At 62.8% G+C, this 13,858-nt stretch carries 14 protein-coding genes and 1 riboswitch; of the genes, 6 read left to right on the forward strand and 8 right to left on the reverse strand.

The window, feature by feature from the left end; translation table 11 throughout:
• Positions 1 to 6 precede the first annotated feature (6 nt).
• Genes D0550_RS16660 through cobT form a run of 4 tightly spaced genes read right to left on the reverse strand, consistent with a single transcriptional unit; the run spans position 7 to position 2,717 of the window.
• Positions 7 to 354 carry a sigma factor gene (locus tag D0550_RS16660; RefSeq protein WP_116810323.1) on the reverse strand — a complete coding sequence of 116 codons (348 nt, stop codon included), beginning with the start codon at positions 352 to 354 and terminating at the stop codon, positions 7 to 9.
• 43 nt (positions 355 to 397) lie between these two features.
• Positions 398 to 931 carry an alpha-ribazole phosphatase family protein gene (gene cobC / locus D0550_RS16665; protein WP_161965871.1) on the reverse strand — a complete coding sequence of 178 codons (534 nt, stop codon included), beginning with the start codon at positions 929 to 931 and terminating at the stop codon, positions 398 to 400.
• Positions 916 to 1,710 (reverse strand): adenosylcobinamide-GDP ribazoletransferase, encoded by a 795-nt coding sequence (locus D0550_RS16670; protein ID WP_161965872.1) that lies wholly within the window; start codon positions 1,708 to 1,710, stop codon positions 916 to 918. The genes cobC and D0550_RS16670 overlap by 16 nt, the downstream gene beginning before the upstream one ends.
• Positions 1,707 to 2,717 carry a nicotinate-nucleotide--dimethylbenzimidazole phosphoribosyltransferase gene (gene cobT / locus D0550_RS16675; protein ID WP_116810326.1) on the reverse strand — a complete coding sequence of 337 codons (1,011 nt, stop codon included), beginning with the start codon at positions 2,715 to 2,717 and terminating at the stop codon, positions 1,707 to 1,709. Before cobT ends, D0550_RS16670 begins: the two co-directional genes overlap by 4 nt.
• 28 nt (positions 2,718 to 2,745) lie before the next feature.
• Between cobT and cobU the strand changes: the two genes are divergently transcribed.
• The 5 genes from cobU (at position 2,746) to D0550_RS16700 (ending at position 9,524) form a co-directional block, all read left to right on the forward strand.
• A complete protein-coding gene (cobU, locus tag D0550_RS16680; protein WP_116810327.1) occupies positions 2,746 to 3,342 on the forward strand; it encodes a bifunctional adenosylcobinamide kinase/adenosylcobinamide-phosphate guanylyltransferase in 597 nt (198 codons plus the stop codon).
• A gap of 8 nt (positions 3,343 to 3,350) precedes the next feature.
• Positions 3,351 to 3,554: riboswitch (cobalamin riboswitch) on the forward strand.
• 217 nt (positions 3,555 to 3,771) lie between these two features.
• The gene (locus D0550_RS16685) at positions 3,772 to 7,953 is read left to right on the forward strand and encodes a cobaltochelatase subunit CobN (RefSeq protein ID WP_206606350.1); all 4,182 of its coding nucleotides are present in this window, start codon (positions 3,772 to 3,774) and stop codon (positions 7,951 to 7,953) included.
• Positions 7,950 to 8,384 carry a MotA/TolQ/ExbB proton channel family protein gene (locus tag D0550_RS16690; RefSeq protein ID WP_116810329.1) on the forward strand — a complete coding sequence of 145 codons (435 nt, stop codon included), beginning with the start codon at positions 7,950 to 7,952 and terminating at the stop codon, positions 8,382 to 8,384. The genes D0550_RS16685 and D0550_RS16690 overlap by 4 nt, the downstream gene beginning before the upstream one ends.
• A complete protein-coding gene (locus D0550_RS16695; protein WP_116810330.1) occupies positions 8,381 to 8,689 on the forward strand; it encodes a DUF2149 domain-containing protein in 309 nt (102 codons plus the stop codon). The genes D0550_RS16690 and D0550_RS16695 overlap by 4 nt, the downstream gene beginning before the upstream one ends.
• A 73-nt stretch (positions 8,690 to 8,762) precedes the next feature.
• Positions 8,763 to 9,524: an inositol monophosphatase family protein gene (locus tag D0550_RS16700; RefSeq protein WP_116810331.1), complete on the forward strand. Its 762-nt coding sequence runs from the start codon at positions 8,763 to 8,765 to the stop codon at positions 9,522 to 9,524.
• A gap of 1 nt (position 9,525) precedes the next feature.
• Here D0550_RS16700 and D0550_RS16705 read toward each other — a convergent pair whose 3' ends face one another.
• The 4 genes from D0550_RS16705 to D0550_RS16720 form a co-directional block, all read right to left on the reverse strand.
• Positions 9,526 to 10,296, reverse strand: coding sequence for a hypothetical protein (locus D0550_RS16705; RefSeq protein ID WP_116810332.1), 771 nt, complete (start codon positions 10,294 to 10,296; stop codon positions 9,526 to 9,528).
• Positions 10,297 to 10,343: 47 nt separating this feature from the next.
• A complete protein-coding gene (locus tag D0550_RS16710; protein ID WP_116810333.1) occupies positions 10,344 to 10,529 on the reverse strand; it encodes a CPXCG motif-containing cysteine-rich protein in 186 nt (61 codons plus the stop codon).
• Positions 10,510 to 10,902, reverse strand: coding sequence for a YraN family protein (locus D0550_RS16715; protein WP_116810334.1), 393 nt, complete (start codon positions 10,900 to 10,902; stop codon positions 10,510 to 10,512). Before D0550_RS16715 ends, D0550_RS16710 begins: the two co-directional genes overlap by 20 nt.
• A gap of 120 nt (positions 10,903 to 11,022) precedes the next feature.
• Positions 11,023 to 12,909: a penicillin-binding protein activator gene (locus tag D0550_RS16720; protein WP_116810335.1), complete on the reverse strand. Its 1,887-nt coding sequence runs from the start codon at positions 12,907 to 12,909 to the stop codon at positions 11,023 to 11,025.
• A gap of 54 nt (positions 12,910 to 12,963) precedes the next feature.
• On the opposite strand from D0550_RS16720, the gene rsmI reads away from it, so the two are divergent.
• A complete protein-coding gene (gene rsmI / locus D0550_RS16725; RefSeq protein WP_116810336.1) occupies positions 12,964 to 13,848 on the forward strand; it encodes a 16S rRNA (cytidine(1402)-2'-O)-methyltransferase in 885 nt (294 codons plus the stop codon).
• Positions 13,849 to 13,858 lie beyond the last annotated feature (10 nt).

Raw genomic sequence — 13,858 nt, forward strand, 5'->3', positions numbered from 1 at the left:
CCAGCGTCAGATGTGTATAAGAGACAGGTCTTCGACTTCGTGCTGGTCGTTGACGGCCAGCGATTCAGGCTCGGCTTCGTTGGCCACATCGAGATCCACGATGGGCAGCCGCTTGCGCTCGAACACTCTCGCCAGCTCGCGACGTGCAATGGTCAGCAGCCACGGCCGCGCCGACTTTTCTTCGCCGAGCGAATCCAGCGATCGCCACGCCCGCAACAGCGTCTCCTGCACCACGTCCTCCGCTAGAGCCCGATCTCGGCAAAGCCAGTACACGAACCGAAACACGTCGGCCCGAAACGGCATGCACAGCGCCTCGAAGCGCCCGCGCTCACGAGCACTGTCAGCATCGTTCATCGGGAGTAGACCGGGAACGGCGGGTTTTTATTGCGCGGCAGTTTCAGGCGAGCTCGAAGCGGGCGTGCTCGCCCCAGTTCAGCGACCAGGACCAGCGCTCCTCGACCGGTTGTCCCAGGATCAAGCACCGCAAGACTCGCAACGACCCGCCGTGCGCGACGACGGCGCAGCGAGCCACGGACAGTGGCTGCGACCTGCCATACCAGCTTGCGACTCGGGTCCATAAGGCTTGTTCTGTTTCCCCGCCGGGCGGCGCGCGATTCCAGGTATCCGCCGCCCATGGATCGCTATGTTCTCTCGGAATGCGCGCCCACGGCAATTGCTCCCATTCGCCGAAATGCAATTCCTGCAGCTCGGGCGCGAGGATCAACGGACACTCGTCTCTGTGCGCCAAATCTTTAGCAAGGCGCAAGCAACGTTGCGCCGGGCTGGAGTACACCTGATCGAACCTCGGCAATGGCGCCACTGCGATCTGAATGTCGCGCTCTGCAGTCTCGGCCAGTGGCACGTCGGTTTGGCCGTAGCACACGCCTTTGGCCACCGCCGGAGCGGTGTGGCGAATCAGATAGAGTTCCACGACGCGAGCACGGCCAGATAGAACGTAATTTCGGTGAGCTGTTGTGTGGCGCCTAACGTATCGCCGGTGAAGCCGCCCAGTCGTCGCATGAACCAGCGGGCCAGCACGTACAACACGATCAGCGAGCAAACAAACCCCGCGATCGCGTGCACGCCGCACCAGTACAGCGGCGCAATGCCAATTGCGAGTGCAGTGGCCAGCTCGCCGCGGCTCATGGGCTGAGCAACGGCCCGCGAACGTGACAGCTCGGGATTGCTGACGAGAGTGCCGGCGAATATCAACGTCACCGCACACGCGCGGGAGAAAGCATGGCCGGCGATCAACACGATGATCGCGAATGTCACAGGCAGCGCATTCAAAGCGGCGATCTTGATCAGTAAGGTCAGCACCAGCGCCGCCGTACCGAAGGTGCCGAGCCGCGAATCCTTCATGATTTCCAGTGCGCGCTCGCGAGTCGCGCCGCCGCCCAAACCATCGAACGCGTCGGCGAGGCCGTCTTCGTGGAACGCGCCGGTCATGAATATCGTCACGGCCGTGCTCAGAATGGCTGGCAGCGGCCCGGGCAGAACCAGGCTGGTCGACCACAGCACCAGGGCGGCGACGGCGCCAATCAACGCGCCGACAGCCGGGAAGTAACGTGGCGTGCTGCTCAACTGATCCGCGGAGTGGCCGACCCATGCGGGCATGGGCACGCGCGTGAAGTATTGCACCGCCATGAGCAGCAGACGCAGCTCGGCGAGCAGGCCAGAGGGGCGAGCGCTGTGAGCTTCGCTGCTCATGAAGCGCGGTCGTCCACACCGGCGGACTCGAAGCTGGCCATTTCGGTCATCAGCCGAGCCGTCGCGTCGATGATGGGCCATGCCATTGCCGCACCCGTGCCTTCGCCGAGTCGCATACCCAGATCGAGCAGCGGCTGCACATCGAGATGGGCCAGCAACTTGCGATGAGCGTGCTCCGCCGAGCAGTGACTGAAGATGCAGCGGGAGCGAACTCGAGGATCGATCTCGATGGCGAGCAGCGCCGCAACGGTCACGGCGAAGCCGTCGATTACGGCGATGCATTTCGCATCGGCGGTTGCGAGCAAGGCGCCAGTGATCATCGCCAGCTCGAAGCCACCGTACTCGGTGATCGTTTCGATCGGGCTGAGCTTGTCGGGGCGACGCGCTGACGCAGCGGCCAAACGTTCGCGCTTGCGCGCCAGTCCGACATCGTCGAGCCCGGTGCCGCGGCCGACGCATTCCTCCAGGGACCAACCCGTCCGCCGATGCAGCAGCATCGACGCGCACGCGGTGTTGCCGATGCCCATTTCACCAAACAGCAATGCGTTCGATCCTGCGTGCAAGGCTTCTTGCGCCAGCGCGCGACCGGCACCGAGGGCCTGCGTGCATTGATCCTCCGTCATCGCCGGCTCGACTCGAAAATTGCGAGTGCCACGGGCAACGGCGCGAGCCACGAGCGACGGATGTTCGCCAATGTCGCTGGCGACGCCCGCATCGATCACGCGCAACGAGATGCCATGCTGGCGCGCCAAGACATTGATGGCCGCGCCGCCGCTCAAATAATTGAGCAGCATTTGCGCGGTGACTGACTGCGGGAAAGCGCTGACACCGTCGGTCGCGATACCGTGGTCGCCTGCAAATACAAACATGTGCGGCGTGCGGAACACCGGCGTTTCGGTGTCCAGCGCCAGGCCGATGCGCACCGCCAGCGTTTCGAGCGTGCCGAGCGAGCCCTGCGGCTTGGTGCGTGTATCGAGTCGGCGTTGCAGGGTGGCGTTGGTTATCATGGATGCATCTGAACGGTGAGTGCAGGCAATGGTAGAGGATGACGTGTCGGGTGAGCGAGCTTCGGTCGGGCGGCGCCTGATCATCGGTGGGGCGCGCTCGGGGAAAACCGCTCATGCCATCGCGCTGGCGAAATCGCTGTCGGAGGCGCGGGGCGTGAATGTCACCTATGTTGCTACCGCGCAGGCACTCGATCAGGAGATGCAACATCGCATCTCGTTACATCGAGCCGAGCGGCCGGCAACGTGGCGCACCTTAGAAGCACCGGCCGGTCTTGCGCAAGCGTTGCGCGGGCAGGAGGCGTCGACTCTGCTGGTCATCGACTGCATGACGCTGTGGTTGTCCAACGCTTTGTTGAAGGACTTTCGCGAGGATGCGCCGACCGCCGAGCTGCCCGCTTGGGAGTCTGAGCGCGCCGAATTTCTGCAATGGCTGCAAGCAGTTCGCAGCGATGTGCTGTTGATTTCCAATGAGGTCGGCGCGGGTATCGTGCCGTTGTCGCCGGTCGCACGACGCTTTCAGGACGAGCAGGGACGGTTGAATCAGATGCTGGCGGCGGTATGCGATCAAGTGACGCTGGTGGTCGCCGGAATTGCCGTGCCGATCAAGACCTTCCGTGCCGGTTGATTGACGACGTAACAATTTTCGCGCAAGGTGTCGCGCGAACGACAAGTCATGGGAACCGGGTGCAATACCCGGGCTGCCCCCGCAACTGTAAGCGGTGCCGCCATCCAAGCTTCATGAATTCATGAGCTGACCACTGGGCTTCCAAGCCTGGGAAGGTGATGTGCAGGCTGCCAGCCGCGAGCCAGGAGACCAGCTTGCCGTGGTCGTCTTCGTGCAGCCGGGGTGTGCTGAACGAGCGGGAATTCCTGCAGCGGCGACAGGTTCACGGCGCGGTGCCAGAAGGCGATCGCACCGTGTGGTATGTCAGCTTCTGTGAGTCCCGCCGTGCGATCGCAGTTTCGCCCGTTCGTCCGCTGCTTACGCGGACTGCTTTTCCTGGTCCTTTCCTGTTTCGCCGCAGAGCTATCCGCGGCCACGCTGGTTGCTGTCGTGTCCGAACGCAACTCGGGCGATCTCGCGCAGGCGGCGCGAGATTTGAATCAGCGCCTGCCCAATCATCGATTGATCTTCCGCACGACGGCGCAAATCGATGCGCTCAGCGACGCGCAACTCCAGGAGTTGATCGGCGAGGCCGACGCGCTGCTGCTCGCGACCGTGTTCAAGGAAACGGCTCAGCGCATTCAAGCGCTGCTGCCGGCAACGCGTGCTCGTGAAGTCATTGCTGTCGCCGGCGATCCGGCGCTCGGGCGGCAGAGCCGATGGCGCGCCAAACGTTTGTTTGTCGATGAAGATCCGCGTTATGCGGAGCTGTCGTCGCTGACCGCCGAGAAGGATGCGAGCGCGGAGGCCGTCGCGGCCGCCGTTCGGCGCCATCCTCAACTGGCGCCTTGGATTCAAGCTCGCGCGTACTGGCAGAACCGGGGTGCGCCGAACCTGATTTCGTTGCTGGCGTTGTTGCTGTCCGAACAAGATCGCGCGGCCGCGGCAGCTATCAAACCCGTCGAAGATGCATTGCCCATGCGCTTTCACTATCGCGGCGAATGGTCGACCGCGGAAGCGTTGCGCATCTCCGGTAATCGACGCGTGGTTGCTGTCCTCGAAGATCAGCATGCGGATGTGACTTTGAGTGAGGCGATCTGCCGCTCGTTGGGCGCGCGCAATCTGGATTGCCTCACGGTGCTCGCAGGCTGGGGCAAGCCGAGCAGCGATGCGCTCGACGTCATTGCCACCAAAGTCGGTGCCCGACTCGGCGCGATCGTCTCCGTGCAGGATTTCATCATTGGCGGCAGCAGCGATCGAGCTACCGCAACTCGTCGCCTGGAACAGCTCGATGTGCCCGTGCTCAAGGCGCTTCGACTGCATGATGTCACTGCCGATGGTTGGCGCATGTCCGAGCAGGGCCTGGCGTGGGACAGTGTTTATTACCGCGTCGCGATGCCTGAGCTGCAGGGGCTCAGTCAGCCGATCGTCGTTGCGGCGGCGGCCGCTCCGCAGCTGGATTCGTTGTCAGGAATCGCGGTGACGCGGGTCGCAGCGATTCCATCGCAGGTGGAACAGTTGACGGCGCGAATCGAGCGCTGGGCCCGCTTACAGCGAATGAAGAATGCCGACAAGCACGTCGCCATCGTTTACTACAATCATCCGCCGGGTCGTCACAACATCGGTGCGGACAATCTCGACGTTCCCGCATCGTTGCTGGAAATCCTGCGTGCGCTGAAGCGTGAGGGCTACGACACCGGCGCGTTACCTGCGTCGTCGGAGGAGCTGCTCGAAAAGCTACAGCAGGATGGCGTGAATCTTCCCGAACAGGGCGACGTGCTGCGTGCGATGGCCACGCGAGTGACGAACGTCAGTGCCGCTCAATACGCCAAGTGGTTTGCAACGCTGCCGCACCCGTTGCAGCAGGAAATGACCGGTGGCCCATTGGCGCTACTGCATGCGAATGTTCAGGCTGCACAAGCAGCTCGCTTGCCTCAGGAAGCGCGCGGTCAGGTCAGCCGGACGCTGCATGAGATCGAGCACCTCCTCGAAGGCGCGCAACATCCCGCGCGCGCTCGTGCGCTCGATCTCGTCGAGCAGCTGCAAGCTGCTTATGAGGTGCAGTTAACCAAAGGCGACAACGAGGAGCGCATCGACTCGCTGACTCGCGCGATTGCGGCCACGGGCGTCGAAGGATTGCGAGGCTGGGGCGAACTGCCCGGCAACGTGATGGTGAACAAAGGCAAGCTGGTGCTGCCGGGGGTGCGCTTCGGCAAGATCTTCGTGGGGCCACAGCCGCCGCGTGGCTGGGAACTGAACGAAGAGCTGTTACACGCCAACACCAGCATTCCGCCCACGCATCAGTATCTCGCGTTTTATTTCTGGCTGCGTCATGAGTTCCGTGCCGATGCCATCGTGCATCTGGGGCGTCACTCAACGTACGAGTTCCTGCCGCGCAAGGGTGTGGGTCAGGATGAGCTCGATTATCCGGCGCTGATCGCGGGCGACATTCCCGGCATCTATCCCTACATCGTCGATGGTGTCGGTGAAGGTCTGCAGGCCAAGCGGCGCGGACTCGCGGTGATGGTCGATCACTTGATTCCGCCGCTGACCGCGACACCGCTCTATGACGACCTGTTGCGTCTGCGTCAGGTGGTGGAGAGTTACGAGTCCTCGAACAATCCGGCGTTGCGCAAGCAGGCGGCGGAGTCGATGCGCGGCCTGATCGATGAGTTGCATCTCAAGGACGCGTTGACCGCAAGCATGGACGCCGAGCTCAAAGTGCGCGGCATCTCGTTCGAGCAGGCCGACGATGAGTTGCTCGTGCACGAGATCGGTCACTATCTCACGCACCTGCAGGAAGATTTCATGCCGCTCGGCCTGCACGTGTTTGGCAGGCCTTGGACGCAAGAGGCGCTCGATACGATGCTGGTCTCCATGAAAGCGACGGCCAGCGACAAGGCACTCCGGCAGAATCTTGCCAGCTCGCCCGAGCAGGAAATGCGAGCGCTGTTGCACGGCCTTGCCGGCCGCTTCATTCCTGCCGGTCCGGGCAACGATCCGATTCGCAACGCCGAGGCGCTGCCGACGGGGCGTAACTTTCATGGCCTCGACAACAGTCTGATTCCGTCGCGGCTGGGTTACTCGCTGGGTGCGAAGCTGGCTGTCGAGGCGCGCGCCAAGGTCAAAGAGGATGGCAAGGAAGCCGTCATTCTTTGGGCGTCGGACTCGGTGCGAGACGAAGGCGCCATGGTGGGATTCGGGCTGTCATTGCTCGGCGTGGCGCCACAGTGGAACAGTCGCGGCATCGTTGCCGGGCTCGAACGGCTACCGCTGAAAGAGGTCGGGCAGCGCGCCGATACGGTGTTCGTGGCGTCGGGCTTGTTCCGCGATTTGTTTGGTCAGCAGATCGTCTGGCTCGACAAGGCGGTGTTGCTGGCCTTGGATGGCAGCCGTCGCACCATCGAGCGCACGCGTCCCGATCTCGCTTCGGCGCTGCGCGTCGCGCTCGAGCCGTTGGGTCCCATGGCGAGCGCGGGCGATGAGCCCCTGGCGCGAAATCATGTTGCGCGCCATTGGGTGAGCGAAACATCGGCGCTCATCAAGCAAGGCGTCGGGCATGCCGAAGCGGGCAAGCAGGCGAGCTTGCGTGTGTTCGGCACTTCGCCTGGTGATTACAGCGCTGGTATCAATCGCGCCGTGGAGCGCTCCGGTAGCTGGAACGATCGCAAAGAGCTGGCGAAGATCTATATCGATCGCATCGGTCATGCGTACTCCGCCAATGGCACGAGTCAGGCACAACAGGAACTGTTGAAAAGCAATTTGCGTGAGGTGCGCAACACCTATCTGGGTCGATCGAGCAATCTCTACGGCCTGATGGATAACAACGATGCATTCGACTATCTCGGCGGCCTGAGCCTCGCAGTGGAGTCGCTGAGCGGTCGCGTCCCGGCCAGTCACGTTGCGGATCATTCCAATCCTTCGCAGCCGAAGATGCAGCCACTGCCCACGGCGCTGCTCTCGGAGCTGCGCGGTCGGTATCTGAATCCGGCTTGGATCAAGCCGTTGATGCAGCATGGCTACGCGGGCGCGCGAACCATGGGCAGCGAGTTCATGGAGTACTTGTGGGGCTGGCAGGTCACGAATCCGGATGTGATCAAGAGCTGGGCGTGGGACGAGGTCAAGCAGGTGTACGTGGACGACTCGCATGGCCTCGGTCTGGACCAGTTCCTCGAGCAGGGCTCCAACGTGCATGTGAAAACCAACATGATGGCCATCCTGCTGGTCGCGGCCGAGAAACAATTCTGGCAGGCCGACGAGGCCACGCTGCAACAGCTGGGTCAAAAGTGGGTCGATCTACTGATCGAGCACGGCTTGCCGGGCAGCGGTCACACCCAGCCGGATCATCCGGTGTTCCAGTGGGTGCAGCCGTATTTGCGCGCCGATCAGATCGAGCCGCTCAAACAGCTGTTGGAACGCGCGCGGGTGGACGCGAAGGCAGCTTCATCGCCGACGACGATGGCGGAACTGCAGGCGACCACTGAAGCTCAGGCCAAGCAGAGCTCCGCGGCTCACGGTGCGAGCGGGCGCTCGCCCTGGCCGTTGGTGGTCATCGTGCTTGCCCTCGCTGTATTGCTGTCCGCTGGATATCTGCGCGGCCGTTATGTCGCTCCCAAGGAACGTTCCGTATGAACTCATTCATCGTGCAATGGACCCACGCGCTGGTGCCATTGCTGCTCACGCCGGTGGTCGTCGGATTGTTTGTTTGTGTTGCGCTCGCCTGTGTCGACATCGGCGTGCTGTTCGGTGAGCGCGGGTTTCTGCGCCGGCGGGAGCGGCCGGCTGATGTCAGCGCGGTCGAGCGTCGAGCGCATCGACGCATCGAACGGGCCGACATTCTCACTCGCACCTCGCCCATGCTTGGCTTGATGGCCACACTGATCTCGCTCGGCCCCGGGTTGACGGCGCTCAGCAATGGCAACTTGAACCTGCTGGCCGAGGCGATGCTGACGGCCTTCGATGCAACGGTGCTCGGACTGGCCGCCGGTGTCGTCGGCTTCATCATCGGGCGCTTGCGGCGCCGCTGGTACGACGAGGCGTTGCTGCGCTGGGAGCAGCAATGAGGCGCCGTTGGAGCAGTGCACGATTCGACGAAACGCCCGAGGATCCGCAGGCGTCGCTGGTCAATCTCGTGGACATCATGCTGGTGTTCATCTGCGGCTTGATCGTCGCGCTGGTGTCGGCACAACCGGTGTTCAACAGCGCTTCCGCCAGCGCCGAAGGGGGCCAGCAAGTCGTTGAGCCGGGACGCGAACTTGCCGAGTTGCCGGAGGGGCTGCGAGGGCAGGCGGCGGGCGCAGGTATGGAGCCCGTGGGGCAGGTCTATCGCGACCCCAAAACCGGCAAATTGATCCTGGTAGGCCAGTAGTCTTCCGGCGAAGGCGGGAACGGCTCGCGATCAGTACAATGGGCGGCCGTCGCCCAGCCATTTGCCTACCGCTATGAATTCGCCGTTCCTGGACACCGCTCTCGAAGCCGCCCGCGCCGCGGCCGATGTCATTCGCCGTTACTACCAGAACAATCTGCAGGTCACGATCAAGGCGGACAAGACGCCGGTGACCGACGCGGACGTGGACACGGAGAAAGTCATCCGCGGAATCATCAGCTCGCGCTTTCCTACGCACGGTTTTTTCGGCGAGGAGACCGGGCAGAGCGCGATGGATGCGGAATATCTGTGGCTGGTCGATCCCATCGACGGTACCAAGGCCTTCGTCCGTGAGTATCCGATGTTCTCCACGCAGATCGCGCTCATGCATCGCGGTCAGCTGATCGTCGGCGTGTCGTCAGCGCCGATGTACGGCGAGCTGGCTTGGGCGGAGATCGGCAAGGGTGCGTGGTTGAACGACAAGCCTATCAAGGTCAGTGAGATCGATTCGGTCGAAGCCGGTGCGATCTCGGCGGGCAATTTGAAAACATTGGCGAGCGGACCGCGCTGGGATCGATTCGGCAAGCTGGTAGCGCGCGCTCATCGCATCCGCGGCTATGGCGATTTTCTGCACTATCACTTGCTGGCGGCGGGCAAGATCGATGTGGTCATCGAGTCGGACGTGAACATCCTGGACGTGGCGGCCTGCGCGGTGATCGTCGAAGCAGCGGGTGGCAAGTTCACCGACCTGGAGGGCAAGCCGTTGACTCTGGAAACGACGTCGGTGCTGGCAGCAAATGGCAAGTTGCACGCGACGGCGTTGAACGCACTGCGCTGATCTATTTCTTGACCCAGCCGATTTCGGTGGCGGTGAGCGGGCCCACGACCACTTGATTGAGCGACTCGGGTGTCACCGAGTCTTCCCGGGTCAGTGGGATTCGACCGCCCATGAGCTCGGCGTGGGTCTGTGGCAGGAGCGGTTCTTTGGTGGGCTCCGCATAGCCTAGGGGATGCAGCGGCTGGCTGGTGCGCGAATCGTATTTGTCGGTCGCGCCCAATGTATGTAACAGCTCGTGCGCGGTGACTACGTCGTTCGAGCCTGTCATCGAACGGGCCGCGAATACGTGCACTACGCCGTACAAGCCTTTCTGCATGCCGATCGAGTGGCTCAACGTCGGCGTCAGCGCCGGGTCGTGATAGACGACGAACAGCTTGATATCGGGCGCGACGCCAGGCACGTCCGGTGATTGCCATGCCCAATAGCGCATGCGCAGGCTCCACCAGATGATGCTGAATATGTTTGCGTCACGATGCAGCGGTGGAGGCTGGTCGCGCAATTGCGGCGCGGATTTGAACTGGATCGGCCGTTCCATGGCCAGGCCTCGAAAGGCCGCCTCTTCCTGGAAGAATTCTTCCAGCGCCTGGAAACGATTCGGTTGCAGGTTGCCAATGAACTGCTCGGTCACGGCGCTGCCATCGCCATTGATGGGGTAGATGGTGACGCGCAGCGGAATGTTCCAGTCGGTCGAGTACACGCGATCGAAATACGTGTTCAGCGCGACGACCAGCAGAATCAGCAGCAAGATCAGGATGCGGATGTTGCGCCACATGCGCCGACCTTACCCGCCCACGGCCGGACCGCCCCAGGCGACAGGTCTCAGTTCGCCGATTCCACTCGCAAATCGGTGAGCTCGCAGCCTTCGGCGCGGTAATAGACGGTCATGGGCTGGCAACAGACGGAGCAATCCTCGATGTATTCCTGCGATTCGACCGACAGGTCCAGGAACAGCGTGATGGATTCGCCGCAATGAGGGCAGGTGGTTTCAGCGGTCGTTTCGAGCATGGTCTGACAGGCTAAAAGCGCTCCTGATCCAGTCGACTTTGGCTCTGGGCTCGCCGATGGTGATGGCGACCACATCGAAACGCGCCGGATAGTGCCGAAGTTCGGCGCGTTTCATCAGCAGGTGCTCGGCTGCAAGCACGAGCCGGCGTTGCTTCTGCCAGTCTACCGAGGCGGCCGCGCCGCCGTAATCCGTGCTCGATCGGCAGCGGACTTCGATGAGCACCAATGTCTGACGCTCCAGCATCACCAGATCGAGCTCGCCCATCTTGCAGCGATAGTTGCGGATGAGAGGCGTGAGGCCGTGCGCGAGCAGATGTGCCAGCGCCAGTTCCTCTCCGAGCTGACCGATGCTCTTGCGCTCGCGATCGTCCACGATCCACTCCGCTGCATTGAAGCTGGCATCAGCGTGCCAGTGCGGAGTGGTCGTGGGCCGCTGCGTTTCTCGACTAAACGGCCGCTAAATGCACAGTCCCGATCGGTAGGCCTGGTGTACCTATCGCGCCGACGCCGTCGCGGTCGTGCCCAGCGGCAGCGCCCGGCCGCCGGAGACTTTGGCCCAGTCGAGCTCGCGTTTGACGTGGCCTTTTTCATCGATGGATAGCAGGCCGGTCATGCCTGGAATCGCGTGAGCGCTGCCGAATTGGCCGGCTTTGAGCAGCGGCACGATGCGGCAGGCATCGAAGCCGAAAGCATACAAACGCCCCCGGCCTTTAGCGCGGACGGGCCAGTGGCGGGTGAGCGCGCTGCGCAGCTGAGTCGAGGCAGCGTCGGGTGAGATGACCCAGGGCATATCCGGGAAGATCACACCTTCCAGATCGTTGTTTGCTTGTGCATCCGGCTCGAAGATGTCCGAAGTGGCGTAGATGGGCAGGTCGTCGGAGAGGTGGAACTTCAGGCCGGGTCGCAGCGACCGACCTTGCACCGGCTGCGCGCCGACAAAAATGAACTGCGCATCACCGCGACGACGCGGCTCGAATTCCATACGCGTGCCGAGCGCCGCAAACAACGAGTTCGCGCGAGCACGGCTCTCGTTGATCAACAACAGCTCGGTGATGGGCTGCGAGAAATCGCGCGCTGACGGGTCATAAAATTTCATGCCCGCGATTTGCCCACCCAACGTCTTGAGCTCGTTATCGAACGCACGAAACACGCGCTGACCCCACTCGTTGTTCGGCAACAGCAGCAGACCTCGCATGCGGCCATCTGCAGTCACACGTTGCGCAACCTGCCGCGCTTCCTCTTCCGGATCGAGCGAGTACTGGAACAACAACGACGGGGACGCGGTGTTGTCCGCCGTCTGATTCAGAGCGAGCGTGAGTACCGAGACCTCGCCAGAGTTGGCAATCGCCGTCACTTCATCTTTGGTCAGCGGGCCAACGATGAACTGCGCGCCATCAGCGACGGCCTTGCGATAAGCCGTGGTCGCGCCCATTTCCGCAGAGTCATAAACATTCAACATCGGCCGGCGACTCGCCTCTTGCTGAAGCAACGCCGCGAGGAAGCCATCGCGCACGGCCATGCCCGCAGCCTGCTGTCGGCCGGACAGCGGCAGGATCAGCGCGATCTGCGTCGGATAGTCCAGGCCTACACTCAACTGCGGCAACACGTCTTCGGAGAGCAGCGAATTCGCCGGATGCGTCGGATAGCGGCTGCGCCACTGAGCGATGTCTTCATTGGCGGAGAACGGATTGCGCGCGGTCACGAGCGCCACGCGGCCCAGATCGAGCCAGCCAGCGAGTGTTTGGCTCGCGCCGGCGGGCGGCGTGAAGTCGGCGTTGCCTGCGGCACTTTTCTGCAGGCCCTGCCAGATGAGGCGCTGATTCGCGCGAATGTCGTCCTTGCTCGTCAGCAAACGTTCGCGATCGAGCGCGGCACTGACGGCTGCGGCGGGACGATTCAACGCAAACAACGAGCGCGCGCGCACCTCGAGCACATCGGAGGACAATTCGCTGGGGATGGGCTGAGGAATGCGATCCAGTTCAGCGAGCGCCCTGTCGCCACGACCAGCGCGCAACGCCAACTCGGCGGTGACGAGCGAGCGCAGGCCGTAGTCAGCCCGAGGCAGCGACGTGCTGACTTGATTCAACAGGGACGTGGCTTGAGCAGTGTCGTCGGCGCGAACGGATTCGCGAGCCGCGCGCAGGAGGAAACGATCGCGCAAGTCACCGGGGGACTGCGAGGCCAGGGCTTCGTACGCACGGGAAGCGCCCTTGTAGTCGCCCTTCCGAGACAGCGCTTCGGCCTGACCGACTTGCCGGTCGGCGGCGGCGCCCGGGGTTTCCGGGACGACGGGGGAGACCTCGCATGCGGTGAGGCCAATCGCCAGTATGATGGTGGCGATCCAGGTCATCGCAAATCGAGCCGTCTTTGTGCCATTCATTTCCACTGCAACCTCTCGGCGTGAGCCGCGGACGGCATTATATAGGGACGCTGCATGAGCGCTGGATTTAGCACCGAGTCGGCGGTCGCGGCAGGCACGCTATACGTCGTGGCCACGCCGATCGGCAATCTCGGCGACCTCAGCGCACGGGCGCGCGAGGTGTTGTCGGGCGTTCAGCTGATTGCAGCCGAGGATACGCGGCACACCCGGCAATTGTTGCAAGCGTTTGGCATCGATACTGCGCTTACTTCGTTGCACGAGCACAACGAGATGCACAAGAGCGAGACGCTGATCACACGTTTGCTCGCTGGCGAGTCGATCGCGCTGGTCTCCGATGCGGGCACGCCGCTGATCAGCGACCCGGGGTTCGATCTGGTCGCTAGAGCGCGGGCCCGTGGTGTTTCGATTGCAGTCGTGCCGGGGCCCTGCGCGGCGATCGCGGCGCTGTCGATCGCGGGTTTGCCCACCGATCGGTTCGCTTTCGAAGGCTTTTTGCCTGCGAAAAACGCGGCTCGCGTGGCGCGGCTGCGAGCGTTGGCGAGCGAAGAACGTACGATGATCTTCTACGAGGCGCCGCATCGCTTGCTCGAAGTCCTGCGCGATATGGCGGCGGAATTGGGCGGTGAGCGTTCAGCATCCGTGAGTCGCGAGCTGACCAAGCGCTTCGAGACGACATATACCGGCACGCTCGCGCAGTTGGGTGAGATCGCCGAGAAAAACGCCGATATGGCCCGCGGCGAAATCGTGATTATCGTCAATGGCAATCCCAAGGAAGCGAGTACCGCGCAGAGCTTGAACGCAGATCAGCTGCTGCGTGCGTTGCTGGACGAGTTGTCGCCATCGCAGGCTGCGAAAGTCGCGGCAAAACTCAGCGGTGAAAAACGCAGCGACTTATATGCGCGAGCCATGCAATTGAGCGGCGGCAAGCGCGAGGAGTAAGTATCATTGG

This window comes from Steroidobacter cummioxidans, from assembly GCF_003104955.1.

Bases quoted from the DNA above. Each gene is read 5' to 3' on its own strand.
- D0550_RS16695 (WP_116810330.1), top strand. From the start codon at position 8,381: ATGAGGCGCCGTTGGAGCAGTGCACGATTCGACGAAACGCCCGAGGAT.
- D0550_RS16720 (WP_116810335.1), bottom strand. From the start codon at position 12,909: ATGAATGGCACAAAGACGGCTCGATTTGCGATGACCTGGATCGCCACC.
- D0550_RS16690 (WP_116810329.1), top strand. From the start codon at position 7,950: ATGAACTCATTCATCGTGCAATGGACCCACGCGCTGGTGCCATTGCTG.
- D0550_RS16700 (WP_116810331.1), top strand. From the start codon at position 8,763: ATGAATTCGCCGTTCCTGGACACCGCTCTCGAAGCCGCCCGCGCCGCG.
- D0550_RS16705 (WP_116810332.1), bottom strand. From the start codon at position 10,296: ATGTGGCGCAACATCCGCATCCTGATCTTGCTGCTGATTCTGCTGGTC.
- cobT (WP_116810326.1), bottom strand. From the start codon at position 2,717: ATGATAACCAACGCCACCCTGCAACGCCGACTCGATACACGCACCAAG.
- D0550_RS16660 (WP_116810323.1), bottom strand. From the start codon at position 354: ATGAACGATGCTGACAGTGCTCGTGAGCGCGGGCGCTTCGAGGCGCTG.
- D0550_RS16670 (WP_161965872.1), bottom strand. From the start codon at position 1,710: ATGAGCAGCGAAGCTCACAGCGCTCGCCCCTCTGGCCTGCTCGCCGAG.
- D0550_RS16710 (WP_116810333.1), bottom strand. From the start codon at position 10,529: ATGCTCGAAACGACCGCTGAAACCACCTGCCCTCATTGCGGCGAATCC.
- rsmI (WP_116810336.1), top strand. From the start codon at position 12,964: ATGAGCGCTGGATTTAGCACCGAGTCGGCGGTCGCGGCAGGCACGCTA.
- cobU (WP_116810327.1), top strand. From the start codon at position 2,746: ATGGTAGAGGATGACGTGTCGGGTGAGCGAGCTTCGGTCGGGCGGCGC.